Origin of the sequence: Taibaiella chishuiensis (assembly GCF_003014535.1) — a bacterium.
In the GTDB taxonomy this organism is placed as follows: domain Bacteria; phylum Bacteroidota; class Bacteroidia; order Chitinophagales; family Chitinophagaceae; genus Taibaiella; species Taibaiella chishuiensis.
In genome coordinates this window covers 32,572-49,715 of the sequence record NZ_PYGD01000011.1, presented here as the reverse complement: position 1 = coordinate 49,715, position 17,144 = coordinate 32,572, and the positions used below count along the sequence as shown (strand labels likewise).

Genomic DNA, 17,144 nt, shown 5'->3' with positions numbered 1-17,144 from the left:
ATCGGAGGCAATCGCTTAAAACAAGCCATTGATCTGTGCATCGATCTTGCCGATGATCAGCGCAAAGTCGTCTTCGTTGTCGAACTGTATCGTATCGCTTTCGATAACCAGCAGCGGGCCATCGTCGTATTTGTCGATCCAGTTATTATAGTGCTCGTTCAATCGTTTCAGGTAGTCGAGGCGTATATTCTCTTCATAATCCCGGCCCCTTTTCTGTATGCGGTCTACCAGCGTGGGTATCGAGGCTTTCAGGTAGATCAGCAGATCGGGTGGTTGCACCATTTTCTTCAGGGTCTGGAAAAACTGGGCATAGTTTTCAAAGTCGCGGCGCGACATTAATCCCATTTCATGCAGGTTGGGCGCAAAGATATGCGCGTCCTCGTAAATGGTGCGGTCCTGTATGACCGTATGTTTCCCGTTTTGTATATCGAGCAGTTGGCGCAGGCGGCTGTTGAGGAAGTATACCTGCAGGTTAAACGACCAGCGGTGCATATCATTATAGAAGTCGCTCAGGTAGGGATTGTCTTCCGTAGATTCGAACTGCGCCTCCCATTTATAATGCCGGGCAAGCATCTGGGTCAGCGTGGTTTTCCCGGCACCGATGTTTCCGGCAATGGCTACATGTTTGATTTTCTTCTGGGGCATTGGTTGGGGTGTTCTTATTTAAAACGTGGCAGTTGCGGACGGGCCGTGCTATGGAGATCAACAATTCACGTGCCAAAATAAGAGAAAAAATCTGGTATTTGCCCGAAAGACAGGCCTGCGGCTCCGGTTTTTACAGAAATGTTACCGAAATAGATGCGGAAGCATTCGTGGAACTGTTGTTAAGACTATTGATAATACAGGTTTTCGGTTGAATAATTATAAATTGCAACGTGTAAAAAAATAAAGCGATGAAAAATATCCTGCGGACTTTTTTACTGACAGCCGGACTGTTGATCCCCCTTTTGTCATATAGTCATGTGGCTATAGTTGACTCCGTAAAATGCCCTGTCGACGGCTACCATTTCGAAATAGAAGAGACGGTAAGTTATACGGTCTTTGGTACCCTTGCCGATTTTCAGAAGGTAGGCGGGACGGGATATATGTATGAACTTTATGTTCATGCCTGCCCGAGGTGTCATTACTCCGGATCCAGAGGCGATATGGATACGGTGCTCCCAGCAATTGCAAAACGGGATCTTTTAAAGTTATTGATCCCGTACCGCAGGCAAAAGATGACGCCGCTTAAAGAACTGGAGATCGCTATCGGGATGCATAAATATTTTAAAAGGAGCGATGATGATATCGCCAACCTGTACCTGGTCGCCTCTTATCTTTTAAAAACAGATACACAGCAAACAGCCAAACGGAAGGCGTTGCAATTGGCCTGCGCGTCCTATTTTATTAAAGCACTGGACAATAAGGCCTACAGCGTACCCAGAGACGCTGAAATCAATTATCTCGTGGGTGACTTGTATCGCAGGGTCGGCGACTTTGATAAAGCCATCGTTTATTATGACAGAGCCGATGCGTGCCCGGAAAAACCGGAAGAATTGCAGCAATGGTTGATACAACAAAGGAAACTCGCGATGAACAAAGACGACGATAACAGCATTTAATAAACAGAGGAGACGCGTTTGTGTTCCTGTTGATAATTACAGCCTTGTCCTTTTATCCTGGACCATGCTTTAAAAAAACGAACCATGAAGGTATACACGTTCGAAAAGGAGATCCTGGTACATGCCCCCAAAGACGAAGTATGGGCTTTCTTTTCCAGTCCCGGTAACTTATTAAAGATCACACCGGCCTATATGAATTTTCGTATCCTATCCTGTCCCGATGTGCCGGAGATCTTTACCGGCATGCTGATCGAATACCGGGTAAGCCCGGTATTAAATATGCCTTTAAAATGGGTAACGGAGATTAAGGATGTGGACCCGGGAAACCGGTTTATGGATACCCAGCGCAGTGGGCCTTATGCGCTTTGGGAGCATACCCATACCTTTAGCGATGCGCCGCAGGGTACCCTTATGAACGATAAGATTCATTATGCATTGCCGATGGGCCCGCTTGGCCGGTTCGCGCATGGCCTGTTTGTACGCCGGCAGTTGCAGGCGCTTTTCGAATACCGCGAAACACGGATCAGGGATTTGTTTAAAACACAGGCTTAGTCCTCGCCGAGCGGCTGTTGTTTGTAGGTAGCTTCCAGTATCCGGAACAGTTCGGGATGATGATCCTTGAGCAGTTGCGGCTTCTGGAAAAAGTATTCCGACAGCACTGCGAAAAACTCGGCCTCATTGGTGCCGGCATAGGGATTCAGGTCGGAATGATGTTCCCTGATCTGCCGTATTTCCTGGTGCATATATTTGATCCAGGGTGTGGCCAGGTCGGCAGGCAGCATATATTCCGGTACGCCGTCGGTAGCGCCGTCGGCTTTGTCGAGCAGGTGTACAAACTCGTGGATACCGGTATTGCCTGCGCCATGTTGCTCGAAGCCGGCCCGCAGTGCAGGTTGCGAAAGGATCATCATACGGTGCATGGCGCCGTCGCCCACCATACCCAATACATTCTTGTCGGCGTGTTCCGTATCGAAGTCTTTGGTAAAGGTGCCGGGGTAGAGCAGCACTTCGTCGAGGTTGTTATACGCCCAGTCGCTAAAGGAGAAAATAGGGATAATAGCGCTGGCGCCCACATACAGCCGGTCCAGCTCGGTGATCTCGACACCATCTACCGGGCTGATCCGCGTAGTCGCCAGGAAATGCTGCACCCTTGCGCGGAATTGCGCCTGTGCTTCCGGCGCCAGTTTAGCGTAGAAGTCTACATGTTGCGCCAGCAGGTCGTGCATATGATCGGGCACGATACCGGGCGCTTCTTCCTCCTTTTTTTTCTTTTTCCGGAAAAAACCAAAAATGGCCAGCAAAAGCACGGCAACAAGAATAAACTTCATATGCAGGAAACCGGGGACAATATAACCCGTCCGGACAAAAATAAGGCTTAATACAACCCAATCGTTTTTTTATTGTTATCCTCCCGGCAAAAAGCCGCAATTTTATCACGCATCTTACCCTTGATTTTTATGTGGACAGAAAAAGAAAACAAGCTCTACCGCGCCTTTACCTTCGGCGATTTTAAAGAAGCCTTTGCCTTTATGACCCGTGTGGCCGCGCTGGCCGATGCGCAGGACCATCATCCCACCTGGACCAATACGTATAACAAAGTCGAGATATGGCTCAATACCCACGATGCCGGCGATATCGTTACCGATAAAGACCGGGAGCTGGCCAAGGCTATAGACAAACTATAAAAAAGCAGAAACCGCTCTCTTTATAATAATGCCTAATTAAATTAGGTATTATCACTTTTGCCCGTTCCTGTTTTGCCCTCCCCGTCAAAATCGTGCTGCGGGGGCAGTACCGGTACGTCGCTCAGGGTTTCGGTCTGTTCTACATGTACGGCATAGTCGGCGGGGCGTATACGCGAACCTTTAAATTCGGCATAGGTCTGGGTAAACTCTGCGCCCATATACAGGATGGCGGCCGTATAATACACCCATACCAGGATCACGATAACCGACCCCGCAGCGCCGAAGGCCGAGCCGGTGGCGGTGGTCTCGATATAAAAACCGATCAGGAAGCGGCCGATCAGGAAGAGCAGGGCGGTAAAGAAAGCCCCGGCCCGTACGTCTTTCCAGCCGATCTTCACATCGGGCAGCACTTTAAAGATGATGCCGAACAGTATGGTCGTGAACAGGAAGCTCAGCGCCATATTCAGCAAATTGACCAGGATAAGGGCCATGCCGGGAAACAGCCGGGTGAAATAAGCGCTCAGCGCGAGGATAAAGCCGTTCACCACCAGGGAGACCACCAGCAGGAACCCGATGCTGATAATGAGCGAAGAGGAGAGGAGCCGGTCTTTAAGCAGCTTTACCCAACCGCGTTTGGGTTTTGCTTTTACTTTCCAGATCATATTGATCGAATCCTGGATCTCGCCGAATACCGATGTGGCGCCTACGATAAGCGTGACCACGGCGATGACCAGCGATAGGGTAGACTTGCCCGAAAGCTCGATATTTTTGATCATATCCTGTACCTGCAATGCGGCATTGCTACCGATAAGCCCGTTGATATCCGAAAATAATTTACCCTGTACCGCATCTTTCCCGAAAAAGATACTGACCAGCGAAATGAGCAGCAGCAGCAGCGGGCCCAGCGAGAACACGGTGTAATAGGACAAGGAGGCGCTTAGTTTAAGTCCCTTGTCATTCATAAAGGCAGTGAATGTGCCGCCGGCAACCTTTGCTATGTTCGTTAATTTAGTTTTGAAACCAGTTTGCTGCATACGATCCTGTTTTGGTGAAACAAAGCCGGTACGGCCGGCTTTATTGTTACTCAACAAGCCGGGACCACAAATTGTTTCCCCGGTCATGCCCCGCTTTATGTCCGGTTACCGGTATGCCCGGGTACGGGAGGTGCAGCAGCGCTCTGTAGGCCGGATTGTTAGGATTGTTCTAAAAATTAAACCCTGGCGAAAAATTGGAAGAGGCGGTATAAGGGCTATGCATTGAAACACTTAACTTCGTTCTGTTATGTTTAAGATAGAACGACCCTACCAGCCCGCCGGCGATCAGCCTTCGGCGATAAAAGAACTGAGCGAAGGTATTATTAACGGAGAAAAGTTCCAGACCCTGCTGGGCGTAACCGGCTCGGGTAAGACCTTTACCATGGCCAATATCATCCAGGAGGTACAGAAGCCCACCCTGGTGCTTACCCATAACAAAACGCTGGTAGCGCAGCTCTATGGCGAGTTCCGGCAGTTCTTTCCCGATAACGCCGTGGAGTATTTCGTGTCTTACTACGACTACTACCAGCCCGAGGCTTATATGCCGGTAAGCGATACCTATATCGAAAAAGACCTGGCCATTAACGAAGAGCTGGAGAAGCTGCGCCTGCGTACCACTACCAACCTGCTGAGCGGCAGGCGCGATATCCTGGTGGTCGCTTCGGTGTCCTGCATCTACGGTATGGGTAACCCTACCGAATACGAAAACGGGATTATCCGGATCAATACCGGCGACAATGTACCGCGCAACGCTTTCCTCCATAGTCTGGTCAACTCCCTGTATAACCGCAGCCAGGGCGACTTTACGCGGGGCACCTTCCGGGTAAAAGGCGATACCGTGGACATTAACCTGCCTTATGTGGATTATGGTTACCGGGTTACCTTCTTCGGCGACGAGATCGAGGAGATCGAAAGCTTCGAAGTGGAGTCGGGTAAGCGTATCGGTAAAATGACCAATGCCGCTATCTTCCCGGCCAACCTGTATATGGCGCCCAAAGACCAGATGGCGCAGATCATCCGCGATATCCAGGATGAAATGACGGCCCAGGTCGAATATTTTAAAGGCATCGGCAAACATATCGAAGCGCAAAGAATTAAGGAGCGGGTAAGTTATGACATCGAAATGATCCAGGAACTGGGCTACTGCAGCGGCATCGAGAACTATTCGCGTTTCCTCGACCGTCGTACGCCCGGTACACGTCCCTTCTGCCTGATCGATTATTTTCCCAAAGACTTCCTGCTGTTCGTGGATGAGAGCCATGCTACCATACCCCAGATCAGCGGTATGTATGGTGGCGACCGGTCGCGTAAGCTAAACCTGGTAGACTTCGGCTTCCGGCTGCCTTCGGCGCTGGACAACAGGCCGCTTAACTTTTACGAATTCGAAACCATGCTCAATCAAACTGTGTTTGTAAGCGCCACACCGGCAGCTTACGAACTGGACCAGTCCGAAGGTGTGGTGGTAGAGCAGGTGGTACGGCCCACGGGGCTGCTCGATCCGCCCATCGAGATCAGGCCTTCGGTAAACCAGATCGACGACCTGCTGGAAGAGATCGACAAACGCATCAAAATGGGCGACCGCATACTGGTAACCACGCTCACCAAACGCATGTCGGAAGAGCTGGATAAATACCTGCAGCGCATCAATATCAACTCCCGCTATATCCACTCCGAAGTAGATACCCTGGAACGGGTGGAGATCCTGCGTAACCTGAGGCTGGGCAATATCGACGTATTGGTGGGCGTTAACCTCCTGAGGGAAGGGCTCGATCTGCCCGAAGTATCGCTGGTGGCGATACTGGACGCCGATAAGGAAGGTTTCCTGCGCGACGAACGCTCCCTGACGCAGATGGCAGGCCGTGCGGCGCGTAATGTCGACGGGCTTGTTATTTTCTATGCCGATAAGATCACGGAAAGCATGCAGCGCACGATGGACGAGACCGGCAGGCGCCGCGAAAAGCAGGTGGCCTACAATAAAGAACATGGCATCAACCCGACTACCGTGCGTAAGTCGGTAGACCAGATCCTGAAACAGACCTCGGTGCTGGATATTAAAGGTTATGACGAAGACAGCGACCTGGCAGCGCCGGAGCTGGTGCAGGTAGCCGCCGAGGAGGATGTGGAGTACCTGAGCAAACCGCAACTGGAAAAAGCGATTGCCCAGACCAAGAAAGAAATGGAAAAGGCCGCCAAAGACCTGGACTTTATGGAAGCAGCAAGGCTGCGTGATAAGATGTTTGGCCTGCAAAAGACATTGGAAGGGCTGTAAGGCCTGTTAAGCTGCTTTTGCGGCTATTGTCCGAACTTTGTAAATCATTTATTGTACGCATATGAGCAAAACACTACGCTTTCTTGTATTGATCCTTTCCTGTTTTATGACCTTGCAAAGCCAGGCCCAGCCTTTTAAACGGCGTTGGGTGGACAGCGTGTATAACGCGCTCAACGACCAGGAGCGTATAGGGCAGCTGTTTATGGTGGCCGCTTACAGCGGGGGCAAGAACTTTAACCAGGACCTGATCGATAAGCTGATTGCCGATCGCCAGATCGGTGGTGTGATTTTTATGCAGGGCACGCCCGAAGAGCAGGTAAGACTGACCAACCGATACCAGAAGAATGCCCAGGTGCATTTATTGATTGGTATGGATGCCGAGTGGGGGCTGGGTATGCGGCTGACCGGCGTTAAAAACTTTCCGCGGCAAATGATGATCGGCGCTACGCGCGATACGGCATTGATGTACGAAATGGGAACGGCCGTGGCAGCACAGTGCAGGCGATTGGGGGTGCATGTCGACTTTGCACCGGACGTCGATGTTAACAACAATCCTAAAAACCCCGTGATCAACTTCCGCTCCTTCGGCGAAGACAAAACCTGGGTGGCCAACCTGGGCCTGGCTTATATGCGCGGCCTGCAGGATCATGACGTAATGGCCTGTGCCAAACACTTTCCGGGGCATGGCGATGTGTCGGTAGATTCGCACCTGGATATGCCGGTGATCAATAAGACCCGCGCCCAGTTGGAAGAAACCGAGTTTTATCCCTTCCGTAAACTGATCGAAGGTGGCGTACAGGGCGCTATGATCGCGCACCTGAGCGTGCCGGCGCTGGACGATACCAAAAACCAGCCGACTACCCTGTCCAAAAAAGTGGTGACCGATCTCCTGAAAAAAGAAATGGGTTTCAACGGGCTCGTATTTACCGATGCGCTGAACATGAGCGGGCTGACCAAGTATTACCCGGCGGGCGAAGCCGACCTGCGTGCATTTATGGCCGGTAACGATGTACTGTTGTTTTCACAGAACGTACCGCTGGCGATCGAGAAGATTGCCTGGGCGCTGAAGACCGGCAAGATTGCGCCGGAGATGCTGGAAGCTAGTGTGAAAAAGGTATTGAACGCTAAATACGATGCAGGTCTTTATCACTTCCAATCATTAAAAGCGGCCAATGCTACGGCCGATCTGAATAAAGACATCGACCTGATCCGTGAAAAAACAACACGCGCCGGCATTACGCTGGTGCGGGACCAGCAGAAGCTGATCCCTAAAATAAAGGCCGGCAGCAAACTGGCCTATATCAATATAAACGGTACAGACAGTACCCATTTGAAGGCCGCGCTTAAAAAGAAATTTGCCGACATACAGGTGATGCGGCTGCCGGCCAAGGTTACTGCCGCTACCGTTAAGCAAGTGGTGAGCAGTGCAGATAAGTATGATGCCGTGATCGTGGGCATACACGACCTGGCCTGGTACCCAGGCAAAACCGGTACCTACGGGCTCGATACCCAACAGGTAAACGGGTTGAAAGAACTGTCCAAAAAGAAACAGGTAATTTTTGCCGTATTTGGCAATGCTTACCTGGTTAAATATATTTGCACAGCTAAGGCGGCCATCGTAACTTACGAAGACGATAAGTTTGCCGAACAGGCTGTATTTGACGTGCTTACGGGGACTCTGACCCCCGGGGGCAGGCTGCCTGTAAAGCCCTGCAAATAAAGCAGGATCTTTAATTATTCACCCGGAAAAAAACACAGGGCCGGGAAGCTTAGCTTCGCCGGCCTTTTAATTTATATCGCTATGCGGAAAGTCTTCTTTTGCCTGGCAGCCTTAGCGCTGCTGTTTGCGGTAGATCCCGCCCATGCCCAGTCGCGCAAAGCAAAAGGGAAAGCAGGCCGGAGTGCCGGAGCTCATAAAGCGAAAAGCGCGAAAGCCGCAAAGAAAAAAGGGAAAGCTTCGAAAAAGACCGCAGCACCGGCCCGTTCTTATGAGCCGCCCGCAAGTGGTGTAGGCGCTTTCGATAAAGTATCGGTGATCCATGGCGACCGTTCGGGTACTTCGGCACTGGTAAAGAACCCGCAGGCCCTGGTCAACCTCGATAATTTTATCCGCAGTTGTATCAGCCAGGGCGCCTTCCCCGGTTGCCAGGTGTTTGCCGCTAAAGACGGCGAGATCATTTACCAGAAAAATTTCGGTTATTTCTCTTACGACCGTATGCAGCCGGTTACCGATAGTTCGCTTTTCGACATTGCATCGGTAACGAAGGTAGCCGCTACCACGCTGGCCATTATGAAACTGTACGAAGAGGACAAGATCAATATAGACGCTTACCTGCGCAATTACCTGCCCTTCGTAAAAGGTACCAGCAAGGAGTATATTACCATTAAAGACCTGCTGCTGCACCAGGCCGGGCTCAAGGCCTTTATCCCCTTTTACAAAAAAACGATAGACCCGCTTACCGGCAGCCCGCGTACCGATCTCTTTCATACCTATCCCGATAAGACCTTCTCCGTACCGGTTGCCGCCAATTTTTATATGCGTAACGACTACGAAGATTCGATCTGGGAAGATATCCTGACCAGCCCGATGGACCGTGGACGTTATGTATACAGCGACCTGGACTTCTACTTCCTGCAAAAGGTAGCGGAGGCAGTATCCGGCACTACGCTGGAACCTTATGTGCAAACCAACTTTTACAAACCGCTTAACCTGAAGTACACGATGTACAATCCCTGGAAACGGAACCTGACCCGCCAGTGTGTGCCTACGGAGAACGATAAATATTTCCGCTTCCAGCACATCCAGGGTTATGTGCACGATCCGGGTACCTCCATGCTTGGTGGTGTGGCCGGACATGCCGGTATCTTTTCCAATGTCAGGGACCTTTCCGTTATCATGCAGATGCTGTTGAACGGCGGTGTGTATAAAGGACAGCGTTACCTGCAAAAAGAAACCGTACAGCTCTTTACCGGCTACCGCTCTACCATAAGCCGCCGTGCTTATGGCTTCGACAAGCCGGAGAAGGCCCGCGGAGACGGCGGCCCGGCTTCCGATGATTGTACCAAAACCACATTCGGCCACCAGGGTTTTACCGGCACCTGTGCCTGGGCAGACCCCGAGACCGGTATCATTTTTATTTTTCTTTCCAACAGGATCAATCCTTCGGCCGACAACCAGCTGATCAACAGTCTTAAGGTGCGCGTCAAGGCCCAGAGTTATATCTACGAGGCATTAGGTTATGAGTAAACAAAGAGGTGTACCCACCCTGGTGGTGATCGGCGGCGGTGCTGCCGGCTTTTTCTGTGCGGTAAACGCCGCAGCAGGCGGGCGTTTGCGGGTTATTGTACTGGAAAAATCCGATAAGCTGCTCAGTAAGGTAAAGATCAGCGGCGGCGGGCGTTGTAACGTGACCCATGCCTGCTTCAGTATCAGCGAAATGGCGAAAAAATACCCGAGGGGCGGTAATTTCGTGAAGAAAACCTTTCATCGTTTCTTTACCCAGGACACCATCGACTGGTTTGCCCAACGGGGTGTGGAACTGAAGGCCGAAGCCGATGGCCGTATGTTTCCCGTAACCGATAGCTCGCAGACCATTATCGACTGCCTGTTGCAGGAGGCGGCGCGGCATCATGTGGAAATCCGCATGCGCGCCGGTGTAGAAAGCCTGGAGCATAAGGAGGATCGTTTTAAACTGCAACTGGCCAATGGCCAAACACTTGAAGCCGATTATGTATGCATGGCCAGCGGCGGGTATCCCAAGGCAAGTATGTTTGATTGGATGCGCAACCTGGGGCATACCATCGAAGCGCCCGTGCCTTCCTTATTTACTTTTAATATACCGGCGCATGGTCTTACCCGGCTGATGGGCATCAGCTTGGAGACCGCGGCTGTAAGAATAAATGGTACCAGGTTAAAAGAAACCGGCCCGGTGCTGATTACCCACTGGGGGCTGAGTGGCCCGGCCATACTGCGTTTGAGCGCCTGGGGCGCACGCGAGCTGTCGGATAAAAACTGGCACTTCCCGGTGCAGGTAAACTGGGCGCCGGCGTATAACGAAGAAACCCTTAAAGAAGAAATGCAACGCCTGCGTTTTGCCCAGGCCACGCAAAAGGTTGCTAACCGCAATGCTTTCGGCCTGCCTGCCCGCTTATGGGAGTTCCTGCTGCAGGAGGCCGGTGTGCCCGAAGATTGCCGCTGGGCCGAACTGCCCGCCAAAGAACAGAACCGCCTGGTAAAATACCTGTGCGCTTATGAGCTGGAGGTAAAGGGGAAAACAACTTTCAAGGAAGAGTTCGTGACCGCGGGTGGTATCGAGTTAAACGAAGTGGACAGTCATACCCTGATGAGCAAAAAAATACCCGGTCTTTACTTTGCCGGGGAGTTGCTGAACGTAGATGGCATTACCGGCGGCTTTAACTTCCAGAATGCCTGGACCACCGGTTATATCGCGGCGCAGAGCATATTGGAACAACAAGCGTTGGGGTAAAGGTCGTAGCGTCTCGCCACGAACAAGGGCTAAAGTCCGGGCATTGGCCCCGAACGCAAAACGCAGCCTCCTGGCTGCGTTTCCATATTTTATCCTGCTGTTGCCGTCCGTTCGGCATAGAGTACTTTGATCAGTCCGTCGGCCAGCCCGATCTTGGGTACGAAGATCTCGTCGGCATTGGCCCAGCGCATTACGGTAGTATAGATCTGCAAGGCCGGTACGATTACGTCGGCGCGGTCCTCGCGCAGGTTGTACAGGTGCATGCGTTCCTCCACGGTCGAGCTGCTCAGTTCTTTATAATAGTCCTTCAGCAGGTCGAGGTTAAGCGGGCGGCCCTCTTTGCGTTTCGATATTGAAAACACCTTGTTGATATTACCCCCGGAGCCGATGGCTTTGATATTGTTCATATCCTTGGTATAGTTCTTCACAACCCATTTCATATGCTCCCATTGGGTATCCGATACTTTATTGCTGAGCATACGCACCGTACCGATATTGAACGATTCCTTAAACACGATATGGTTGTCGGAGAACATGGTAAGCTCGGTGCTGCCGCCGCCTACGTCGATATAGAGGTAGGACTGGCCGCTGTTCATATTCTCGGCAATATGGGTTTCGTAAATGATATTAGCCTCTTCGCTGCCGCTGATGATATTGATCTCGATACCCGTGGTCTCTTTCACTTCGCGTACAATATCCGGGCCGTTGCTGGCATCGCGCATGGCCGATGTGGCGCAGGCTTTTATGGCTTCCACGTTATAAATCTCCAGCAATAGCTTATAGGCTTTCATGGTGTCGACCAGCTTTTTTACCTTGGCGGGTGGAATAGTGCCGGTCTGGAATACGTCGAAACCCAGGCGCAAAGGTATACGCAGCAGGTTGAGCTTGGTATAATCGACCGTCCCGTCCTTATAGTTCTTTACTTCTGTAATCAGCAGGCGTGCAGCATTGGATCCTATGTCTATCGCGGCTAAAATCAATAGCGTAATTTTTTTAGAGGGAAAATTCAGGCAAACTTAAATCATTACCGAAACCTGTCAAAACAGTTTAAGTTTTTATATAGCAATGGTCTTGTTCAGCAGGAAATCGTAGATCGCTACCTGGGAACGAATTTCGGGAGCATCCTCCTCTACGGGTACATATTCGTTGCGCTGGTTGTTGTCCAGTATCCTTCCTTTAACGTTTTCCGACAGCTGTATGTTCAGGATATCGATCAGTTCCTGGGCAATTTCCTTGTCGAATATCGGGGTGGCTACCTCTACGCGGTGGTCGAGGTTACGTACCATCCAGTCGGCCGAGGAGAGGTATACTTTCGGATCGCCGTCGTTGTGGAATACAAAAACACGGGCATGCTCGAGGTATTCATCGATAATGCTGATGGCTTTTATCGGCTGTTTAAAGGTCTTTTGCTTGGTAAGTACACAGCAGATACCGCGGATAATCAGGCTCACTTTTACACCCGCATTGGCCGCGTCGTATAATTTATCGATCAGTACGGTGTCGACCAGGCTGTTCAGCTTTACGATGATACCGGCTTCCTTGCCGTTTTTGGCGGCTTTTATCTCCTTGTCGATCAGGTTTACGAAAGCACTGCGCATCGTTAGCGGCGAAGTAGGCAGTGTTTTGCAGGCCTTAAGCTGTGCGGCTTTCTGCACCGGGAATTCGAGGTAGTTAAATACCCGGTTGATATCGGCCATGATCCTGCGATCGGAAGTCAGCAGGCAATGGTCGCCATAAAACTGGGCCGTATTCTCGTTAAAGTTACCGGTACTGATAAAGCCGTATTCTTTGGTATGTTCGAATTCGCGTTTTTTGATCACGCAGATTTTGGCGTGGATCTTCATATCCGGCAGACCCAGGATCACGTTCACACCCTCATCTTCCAGTTGGGTTTTCCACAGCATATTGGCTTCCTCGTCGAAGCGGGCGCGCAGTTCCAGTACGGCCGTCACGCTTTTACCGTTACGCACGGCATTGATCAGGGCGTTTACGATCTTGGAATCTTTGGCCAGCCGGTAACAGGTTATCTTGATGCTTTGTACAAAAGGATCGATCGCAGCCTCGCGCAACAGGTCGATAATGGAATCGAACGAGTGATAAGGCATATGCAGCATTACATCTTTGCGGTTCAGCACTTCCATAATGCGGCAGGGCTGTATCAGCAAGGGGTGCACCAGCGGCTTCTGGCGCGGTACCAGGTCGTGGAAGATCGTGGAGGGGAAGTCCATAAAATCCTTAAAATTATGGATACGCCCGCCTGCGATCAGGTTGTCTTTTTTGGTAAGGCTCAGCCTTTTGGTCAGGTAATCGAGCAGACCCGGATCGATATGCCGGTCGTAAACAAAACGGGTGGCCTTGCCCTTTTTACGATTCTTAACCCCTTTTTCCAGTTCATCTACAAGGTTCTTGTTTACATCGTAATCCAGGTCGAACTCCGCATCGCGTGTTACTTTAATGATATAACCGAGAAAACGGTTAAAGCCGAATGGCGCAAAGAGGTTAGGAAGGTTCCAGCGGATAATATCTTCCAGCAGGATGATATCGCGGGTATCTTTTTCCGAAGGCAGCAGCACGAAGCGCGGCAGGTTGCGGGTCGGTATCTCGATCAGCGCATAACGCTGCATCATCGGGTTCTCGTTACTGCCCAGCACACAGGCCAGGTATATGGATTTGTCGTGCAGCAGCGGCAGCTGCGGGATACTTTCGATCATCAACGGCACGATCTGTGTACGTGCTTTTTCTTCGAAATAGGCTTTTATGAACGATTGCTGTTTGCTGCTGAGCTGTTTTTCGTTCTTGATAAAAATATTGTTCTTGCCCAGTTCACGGATAATACCCGCATAAGTGGCGTCGAAGTCGCGTTGCTGTTCCTTTACACGGTCCTGGATCGCCTGCAGTATTTTCTCCGGGTTCTGCTCCAGGTGCATCTTGGCAGCTTTACCCAGTTTCAACATACGCGATAATGCCGCTACCCGCACCCTGAAAAATTCATCCTGGTTATTGGAAAAAATGCCCAAAAAACGTAGCCTGTCGTAGATATGGTTGGTGTCATCTTTGGCTTCCTGCATCACCCTGTCGTTAAAGGCCAGCCAGCTCATATCCCGGATTATAGACGTATTTTTTGTTTTTTTCATAAATAATGTGTGTTATGGCAGCGCAAAAATATTTTTCTTTTTGCTCCCCAATGTTAAGTTTTAATAAACAAACGAACAAAAAGGGAGCCCGGCGCGGCCGCAAGCCCTTTAAAGGTAGGCTTTTAAGCGAAGGCCATTTGTCAAAGAAAAGAAAAAATGAACCAGGCTTTACGGTGGGCATGATCAGGCTCTTGTGGCCTATCGTAATGACGGGTAGCACAAAAAAAACCATCCCGGTTGCGGGATGGCTTTGGAATAAAGGAAAATCAGGGCTTAGTTGCCGATCTGGCAATAAGGCGGACGGGTAGGGCAACCCGTACCGCCTGCACAGGAAATGCAGCTGTTATTGGTGCCGATACAGAACGCGAGCTGTTCGCAGGTCTGTCCTTTTACCGTAACACAGTTGTCGTTGCAGGAAGGTTGCTGGCTGTAGTTGCACATTTCCCACTTGATTACGCTGTCGCCGCCGCCCAGGGCGCGCTGTTGCTGTACGCCGTCCAGGGCTGCAATCACTTCCTTGTTCAGGCTGAGTTTTTTGAGGGCAATTTTTTTCTTTTTCATGTATCCTGTAATTTGATTTCCTTAAAGATACCGGGAAACAAGCGCCTGGCAGCCTGCAACTTAGCTGGTGATACGGGCGATTATACAATTGAGTGATAACTGCATTTAACTGCACACCGGAAGACCGTACGAAAGTTTGCCGGTATGCATCGTCATATTATTGTTTTTCTTTCACTCGTATTTACTACCGGTTAAAAAAGCGCATTCCCGCTTGAGCATCGCTTTTGGAAAGCAGGTAGAGCCTGCAGTCTATTGCGAAATGCAATAAGGCGCCTGGGAAGGGCAGCCGGAATCGCCGCGGCAGGAAATACAGCTTTGGGCATTAAGGGTGCCCTTGCAGAGGTTGTCAGGGGTGCAGGTGAGTCCTGCTACGGTAACGCAACCGGCTCCGCAGGAGAGGGCCCTGGTGTAGGCACAGGCTTCCCATATACTGTTAGCGCCGCCGCGAGCCTGGTCTTGTTGCACCTGGTCAAGTGCGGCAATTACTTGCTTATCCAGGCTTAGTTTTTTCAAAACAACTACTTTCTTTTTCATAAAACATACATTTTTGTTCCTTGAAGTTATCGGTCTTATCGGCAAGGATAAAGCAGGATTGCTTAGCCGCTGAACGATGCCTGGTAGCCGTGCAGGCTGATCGAGTAATTGCACTTGCAGGGCGGTGGTACCTACCACAGGATACACCCGGCAGGAAAATGTGTTTTTCTTAAAGATGATTTTTCAGCACTTCTAATTAGCTGTATATTTGCCACCGATCTAAAAAAGGCCGACCGGTTAAGGCCTCAGCCCACCGCTGTGCAAACAGCAGGATTCCGTAAAACCGGCATATCTTATTATGGCAAACGAAAACAAATTACAGGCCATTATCGGCCATGCAAAGGAATATGGTTTTGTATTTCCTTCGAGCGAAATATATGATGGTTTAGGTGCGGTATACGATTACGGGCAATGGGGTGTGGAGCTGAAACGCAATATCCGCGATTACTGGTGGCGTTGGATGACCCAGATGAACGAACAGAACATCGTGGGTATCGATGCCGCTATCTTTATGCATCCGACTACCTGGAAGGCAAGCGGTCACGTGGATAATTTCAGCGATCCCATGATCGATAATAAAGACAGCAAAAAGCGCTACCGCGTAGATCACCTGATCGAAGGTTTTGCAGAGACCCTGCCCGAAGCAGACGGGAAAGCCCTGCTGGAGCAGATGGAGCAATTGCTGGCAGCCGACGACTTTGCCGGCCTGAAAACCCTGATCGAAAATAATAAGATCAAATGCGGTGTGAGCGGTACGGTAAACTGGACCGATATCCGCCAGTTCAACCTTATGTTCTCTACCCAGGTGGGTTCTGTAGCCGAAGAGTCTAACGAGATCTTCCTGCGTCCCGAAACAGCCCAGGGTATTTTCGTCAACTTTCTGAACGTACAGAAAACCGGCCGGATGAAGATCCCCTTTGGTATCGCCCAGGTAGGTAAGGCTTTCCGTAACGAGATCGTGGCCCGAGGTTTTATTTTCCGTATGCGCGAATTCGAGCAGATGGAAATGCAGTTCTTCGTGCGCCCCGGCACACAAAAACAGTGGTACGAATACTGGAAGGAGCAACGTATGGAATGGCACCGCACCCTCGGTATACCCGAAAGCAAATACCGCTTCCACGACCACGTAAAACTGGCGCACTATGCCGATGCTGCCTGCGATATTGAATACGACTTCCCGATGGGCTTTAAAGAGCTAGAAGGTATACACAGCCGCACCGATTTCGACCTGACCCAGCACCAGACCTATAGCAAGAAAAAAATGCAGTACTTCGATGCCGACCTCGACGAGAACGGTAAGGCATACGGCAACTATATTCCTTATGTAATCGAAACCTCGATCGGCCTGGACCGTACGGTACTCATGATCCTGAGCGAGGCATATGTAGAGGAAGACCTGAGCACCGAAGAAAAACAGGACAGCCGCGTGGTGCTGAAGTTTATACCCAAACTGGCCCCGATCAAACTGGCCATTTTGCCGCTGACGAAAAAGGACGGTTTACCTGAGTTGGCCGAAGAGTTGATGAAAGAGTGCAGGCAGCATTTCAAATGTTTCTACGAAGAGAAAGATACGATCGGCAGGCGCTACCGCCGTATGGATGCCATCGGTACGCCGTTCTGCGTAACCATCGACCACCAGACCAAGGAAGATCAGATGGTTACCATCCGTCATCGTGACTCTATGGAGCAGGAAAGGGTGCCGATGAGTGAAGTGAAAAATATCGTGATGAAGGCGATCAACGCTTAACCAGGATGATTATACTGTGTAAAAGCCCGGGTTTTTCGGGCTTTTTTTTATGGGGTTGCCCGTTATTTTTCGTGTTAAAAAGAAGGAAATTC

The 17,144-nt window shown here is 50.6% G+C and carries 15 protein-coding genes; 8 read left to right on the top strand and 7 right to left on the bottom strand.

Annotated elements, in window-relative coordinates; translation table 11 throughout:
* Positions 1–15: 15 nt before the first annotated feature.
* On the bottom strand, positions 16–645 hold the full coding sequence (locus B0I18_RS21110; RefSeq protein WP_106524743.1) for a deoxynucleoside kinase: 630 nt from the start codon (positions 643–645) through the stop codon (positions 16–18).
* A gap of 248 nt (positions 646–893) precedes the next feature.
* On the opposite strand from B0I18_RS21110, the gene B0I18_RS21105 reads away from it, so the two are divergent.
* Together B0I18_RS21105 and B0I18_RS21100 are read left to right on the top strand one after the other, a co-directional pair.
* Complete coding sequence (locus B0I18_RS21105) at positions 894–1,601, top strand: DUF2225 domain-containing protein (protein ID WP_106524742.1); 708 nt, start codon at positions 894–896, stop codon at positions 1,599–1,601.
* Positions 1,602–1,685: 84 nt separating this feature from the next.
* Positions 1,686–2,153 (top strand): SRPBCC family protein, encoded by a 468-nt coding sequence (locus B0I18_RS21100; RefSeq protein ID WP_106524741.1) that lies wholly within the window; start codon positions 1,686–1,688, stop codon positions 2,151–2,153.
* On the opposite strand, the gene B0I18_RS21095 is transcribed toward B0I18_RS21100, so the two are convergent.
* Entirely contained in the window at positions 2,150–2,929 is a 780-nt protein-coding gene (locus B0I18_RS21095) for a M90 family metallopeptidase (RefSeq protein WP_106524740.1), read from the bottom strand. The genes B0I18_RS21100 and B0I18_RS21095 overlap by 4 nt on opposite strands.
* Before the next feature lie 129 nt (positions 2,930–3,058).
* Here B0I18_RS21095 and B0I18_RS21090 point away from each other — a divergent pair, with 129 nt between their 5' ends.
* Positions 3,059–3,286 carry a 4a-hydroxytetrahydrobiopterin dehydratase gene (locus B0I18_RS21090; protein WP_106524853.1) on the top strand — a complete coding sequence of 76 codons (228 nt, stop codon included), beginning with the start codon at positions 3,059–3,061 and terminating at the stop codon, positions 3,284–3,286.
* 41 nt (positions 3,287–3,327) lie between these two features.
* Here B0I18_RS21090 and B0I18_RS21085 read toward each other — a convergent pair whose 3' ends face one another.
* Entirely contained in the window at positions 3,328–4,320 is a 993-nt protein-coding gene (locus B0I18_RS21085) for a YihY/virulence factor BrkB family protein (RefSeq protein WP_106524852.1), read from the bottom strand.
* A 247-nt stretch (positions 4,321–4,567) separates the two neighbouring features.
* On the opposite strand from B0I18_RS21085, the gene uvrB reads away from it, so the two are divergent.
* From uvrB to B0I18_RS21065, 4 genes are all read left to right on the top strand, one after another.
* On the top strand, positions 4,568–6,589 hold the full coding sequence (gene uvrB / locus B0I18_RS21080; protein WP_106524739.1) for an excinuclease ABC subunit UvrB: 2,022 nt from the start codon (positions 4,568–4,570) through the stop codon (positions 6,587–6,589).
* Between the two features lie 61 nt (positions 6,590–6,650).
* The gene (locus B0I18_RS21075; protein WP_106524738.1) at positions 6,651–8,309 is read left to right on the top strand and encodes a glycoside hydrolase family 3 protein; all 1,659 of its coding nucleotides are present in this window, start codon (positions 6,651–6,653) and stop codon (positions 8,307–8,309) included.
* A gap of 81 nt (positions 8,310–8,390) precedes the next feature.
* Positions 8,391–9,836 (top strand): serine hydrolase domain-containing protein, encoded by a 1,446-nt coding sequence (locus B0I18_RS21070; protein ID WP_106524737.1) that lies wholly within the window; start codon positions 8,391–8,393, stop codon positions 9,834–9,836.
* Complete coding sequence (locus B0I18_RS21065; protein ID WP_106524736.1) at positions 9,829–11,076, top strand: BaiN/RdsA family NAD(P)/FAD-dependent oxidoreductase; 1,248 nt, start codon at positions 9,829–9,831, stop codon at positions 11,074–11,076. The genes B0I18_RS21070 and B0I18_RS21065 overlap by 8 nt, the downstream gene beginning before the upstream one ends.
* A gap of 89 nt (positions 11,077–11,165) precedes the next feature.
* Here B0I18_RS21065 and B0I18_RS21060 read toward each other — a convergent pair whose 3' ends face one another.
* The 4 genes from B0I18_RS21060 to B0I18_RS21045 form a co-directional block, all read right to left on the bottom strand.
* A complete protein-coding gene (locus B0I18_RS21060) occupies positions 11,166–12,056 on the bottom strand; it encodes a Ppx/GppA phosphatase family protein (RefSeq protein WP_106524735.1) in 891 nt (296 codons plus the stop codon).
* Between the two features lie 75 nt (positions 12,057–12,131).
* Positions 12,132–14,210, bottom strand: a complete 2,079-nt coding sequence (gene ppk1 / locus B0I18_RS21055) for a polyphosphate kinase 1 (protein WP_106524734.1) — start codon at positions 14,208–14,210, stop codon at positions 12,132–12,134.
* 273 nt (positions 14,211–14,483) lie between these two features.
* Complete coding sequence (locus B0I18_RS21050; RefSeq protein ID WP_106524733.1) at positions 14,484–14,771, bottom strand: class I lanthipeptide; 288 nt, start codon at positions 14,769–14,771, stop codon at positions 14,484–14,486.
* A 249-nt stretch (positions 14,772–15,020) separates the two neighbouring features.
* The gene (locus B0I18_RS21045; protein ID WP_106524732.1) at positions 15,021–15,305 is read right to left on the bottom strand and encodes a class I lanthipeptide; all 285 of its coding nucleotides are present in this window, start codon (positions 15,303–15,305) and stop codon (positions 15,021–15,023) included.
* Positions 15,306–15,603: 298 nt separating this feature from the next.
* Here B0I18_RS21045 and B0I18_RS21040 point away from each other — a divergent pair, with 298 nt between their 5' ends.
* Entirely contained in the window at positions 15,604–17,052 is a 1,449-nt protein-coding gene (locus B0I18_RS21040) for a glycine--tRNA ligase (RefSeq protein WP_146146828.1), read from the top strand.
* Positions 17,053–17,144: the final 92 nt, after the last annotated feature.

Coding starts and splice junctions, on each gene's coding strand:
- B0I18_RS21110 (WP_106524743.1), bottom strand. CDS start 645: ATGCCCCAGAAGAAAATCAAACATGTAGCCATTGCCGGAAACATCGGT.
- B0I18_RS21105 (WP_106524742.1), top strand. CDS start 894: ATGAAAAATATCCTGCGGACTTTTTTACTGACAGCCGGACTGTTGATC.
- B0I18_RS21100 (WP_106524741.1), top strand. CDS start 1,686: ATGAAGGTATACACGTTCGAAAAGGAGATCCTGGTACATGCCCCCAAA.
- B0I18_RS21095 (WP_106524740.1), bottom strand. CDS start 2,929: ATGAAGTTTATTCTTGTTGCCGTGCTTTTGCTGGCCATTTTTGGTTTT.
- B0I18_RS21090 (WP_106524853.1), top strand. CDS start 3,059: ATGTGGACAGAAAAAGAAAACAAGCTCTACCGCGCCTTTACCTTCGGC.
- B0I18_RS21085 (WP_106524852.1), bottom strand. CDS start 4,320: ATGCAGCAAACTGGTTTCAAAACTAAATTAACGAACATAGCAAAGGTT.
- uvrB (WP_106524739.1), top strand. CDS start 4,568: ATGTTTAAGATAGAACGACCCTACCAGCCCGCCGGCGATCAGCCTTCG.
- B0I18_RS21075 (WP_106524738.1), top strand. CDS start 6,651: ATGAGCAAAACACTACGCTTTCTTGTATTGATCCTTTCCTGTTTTATG.
- B0I18_RS21070 (WP_106524737.1), top strand. CDS start 8,391: ATGCGGAAAGTCTTCTTTTGCCTGGCAGCCTTAGCGCTGCTGTTTGCG.
- B0I18_RS21065 (WP_106524736.1), top strand. CDS start 9,829: ATGAGTAAACAAAGAGGTGTACCCACCCTGGTGGTGATCGGCGGCGGT.
- ppk1 (WP_106524734.1), bottom strand. CDS start 14,210: ATGAAAAAAACAAAAAATACGTCTATAATCCGGGATATGAGCTGGCTG.
- B0I18_RS21050 (WP_106524733.1), bottom strand. CDS start 14,771: ATGAAAAAGAAAAAAATTGCCCTCAAAAAACTCAGCCTGAACAAGGAA.
- B0I18_RS21045 (WP_106524732.1), bottom strand. CDS start 15,305: ATGAAAAAGAAAGTAGTTGTTTTGAAAAAACTAAGCCTGGATAAGCAA.
- B0I18_RS21040 (WP_146146828.1), top strand. CDS start 15,604: ATGGCAAACGAAAACAAATTACAGGCCATTATCGGCCATGCAAAGGAA.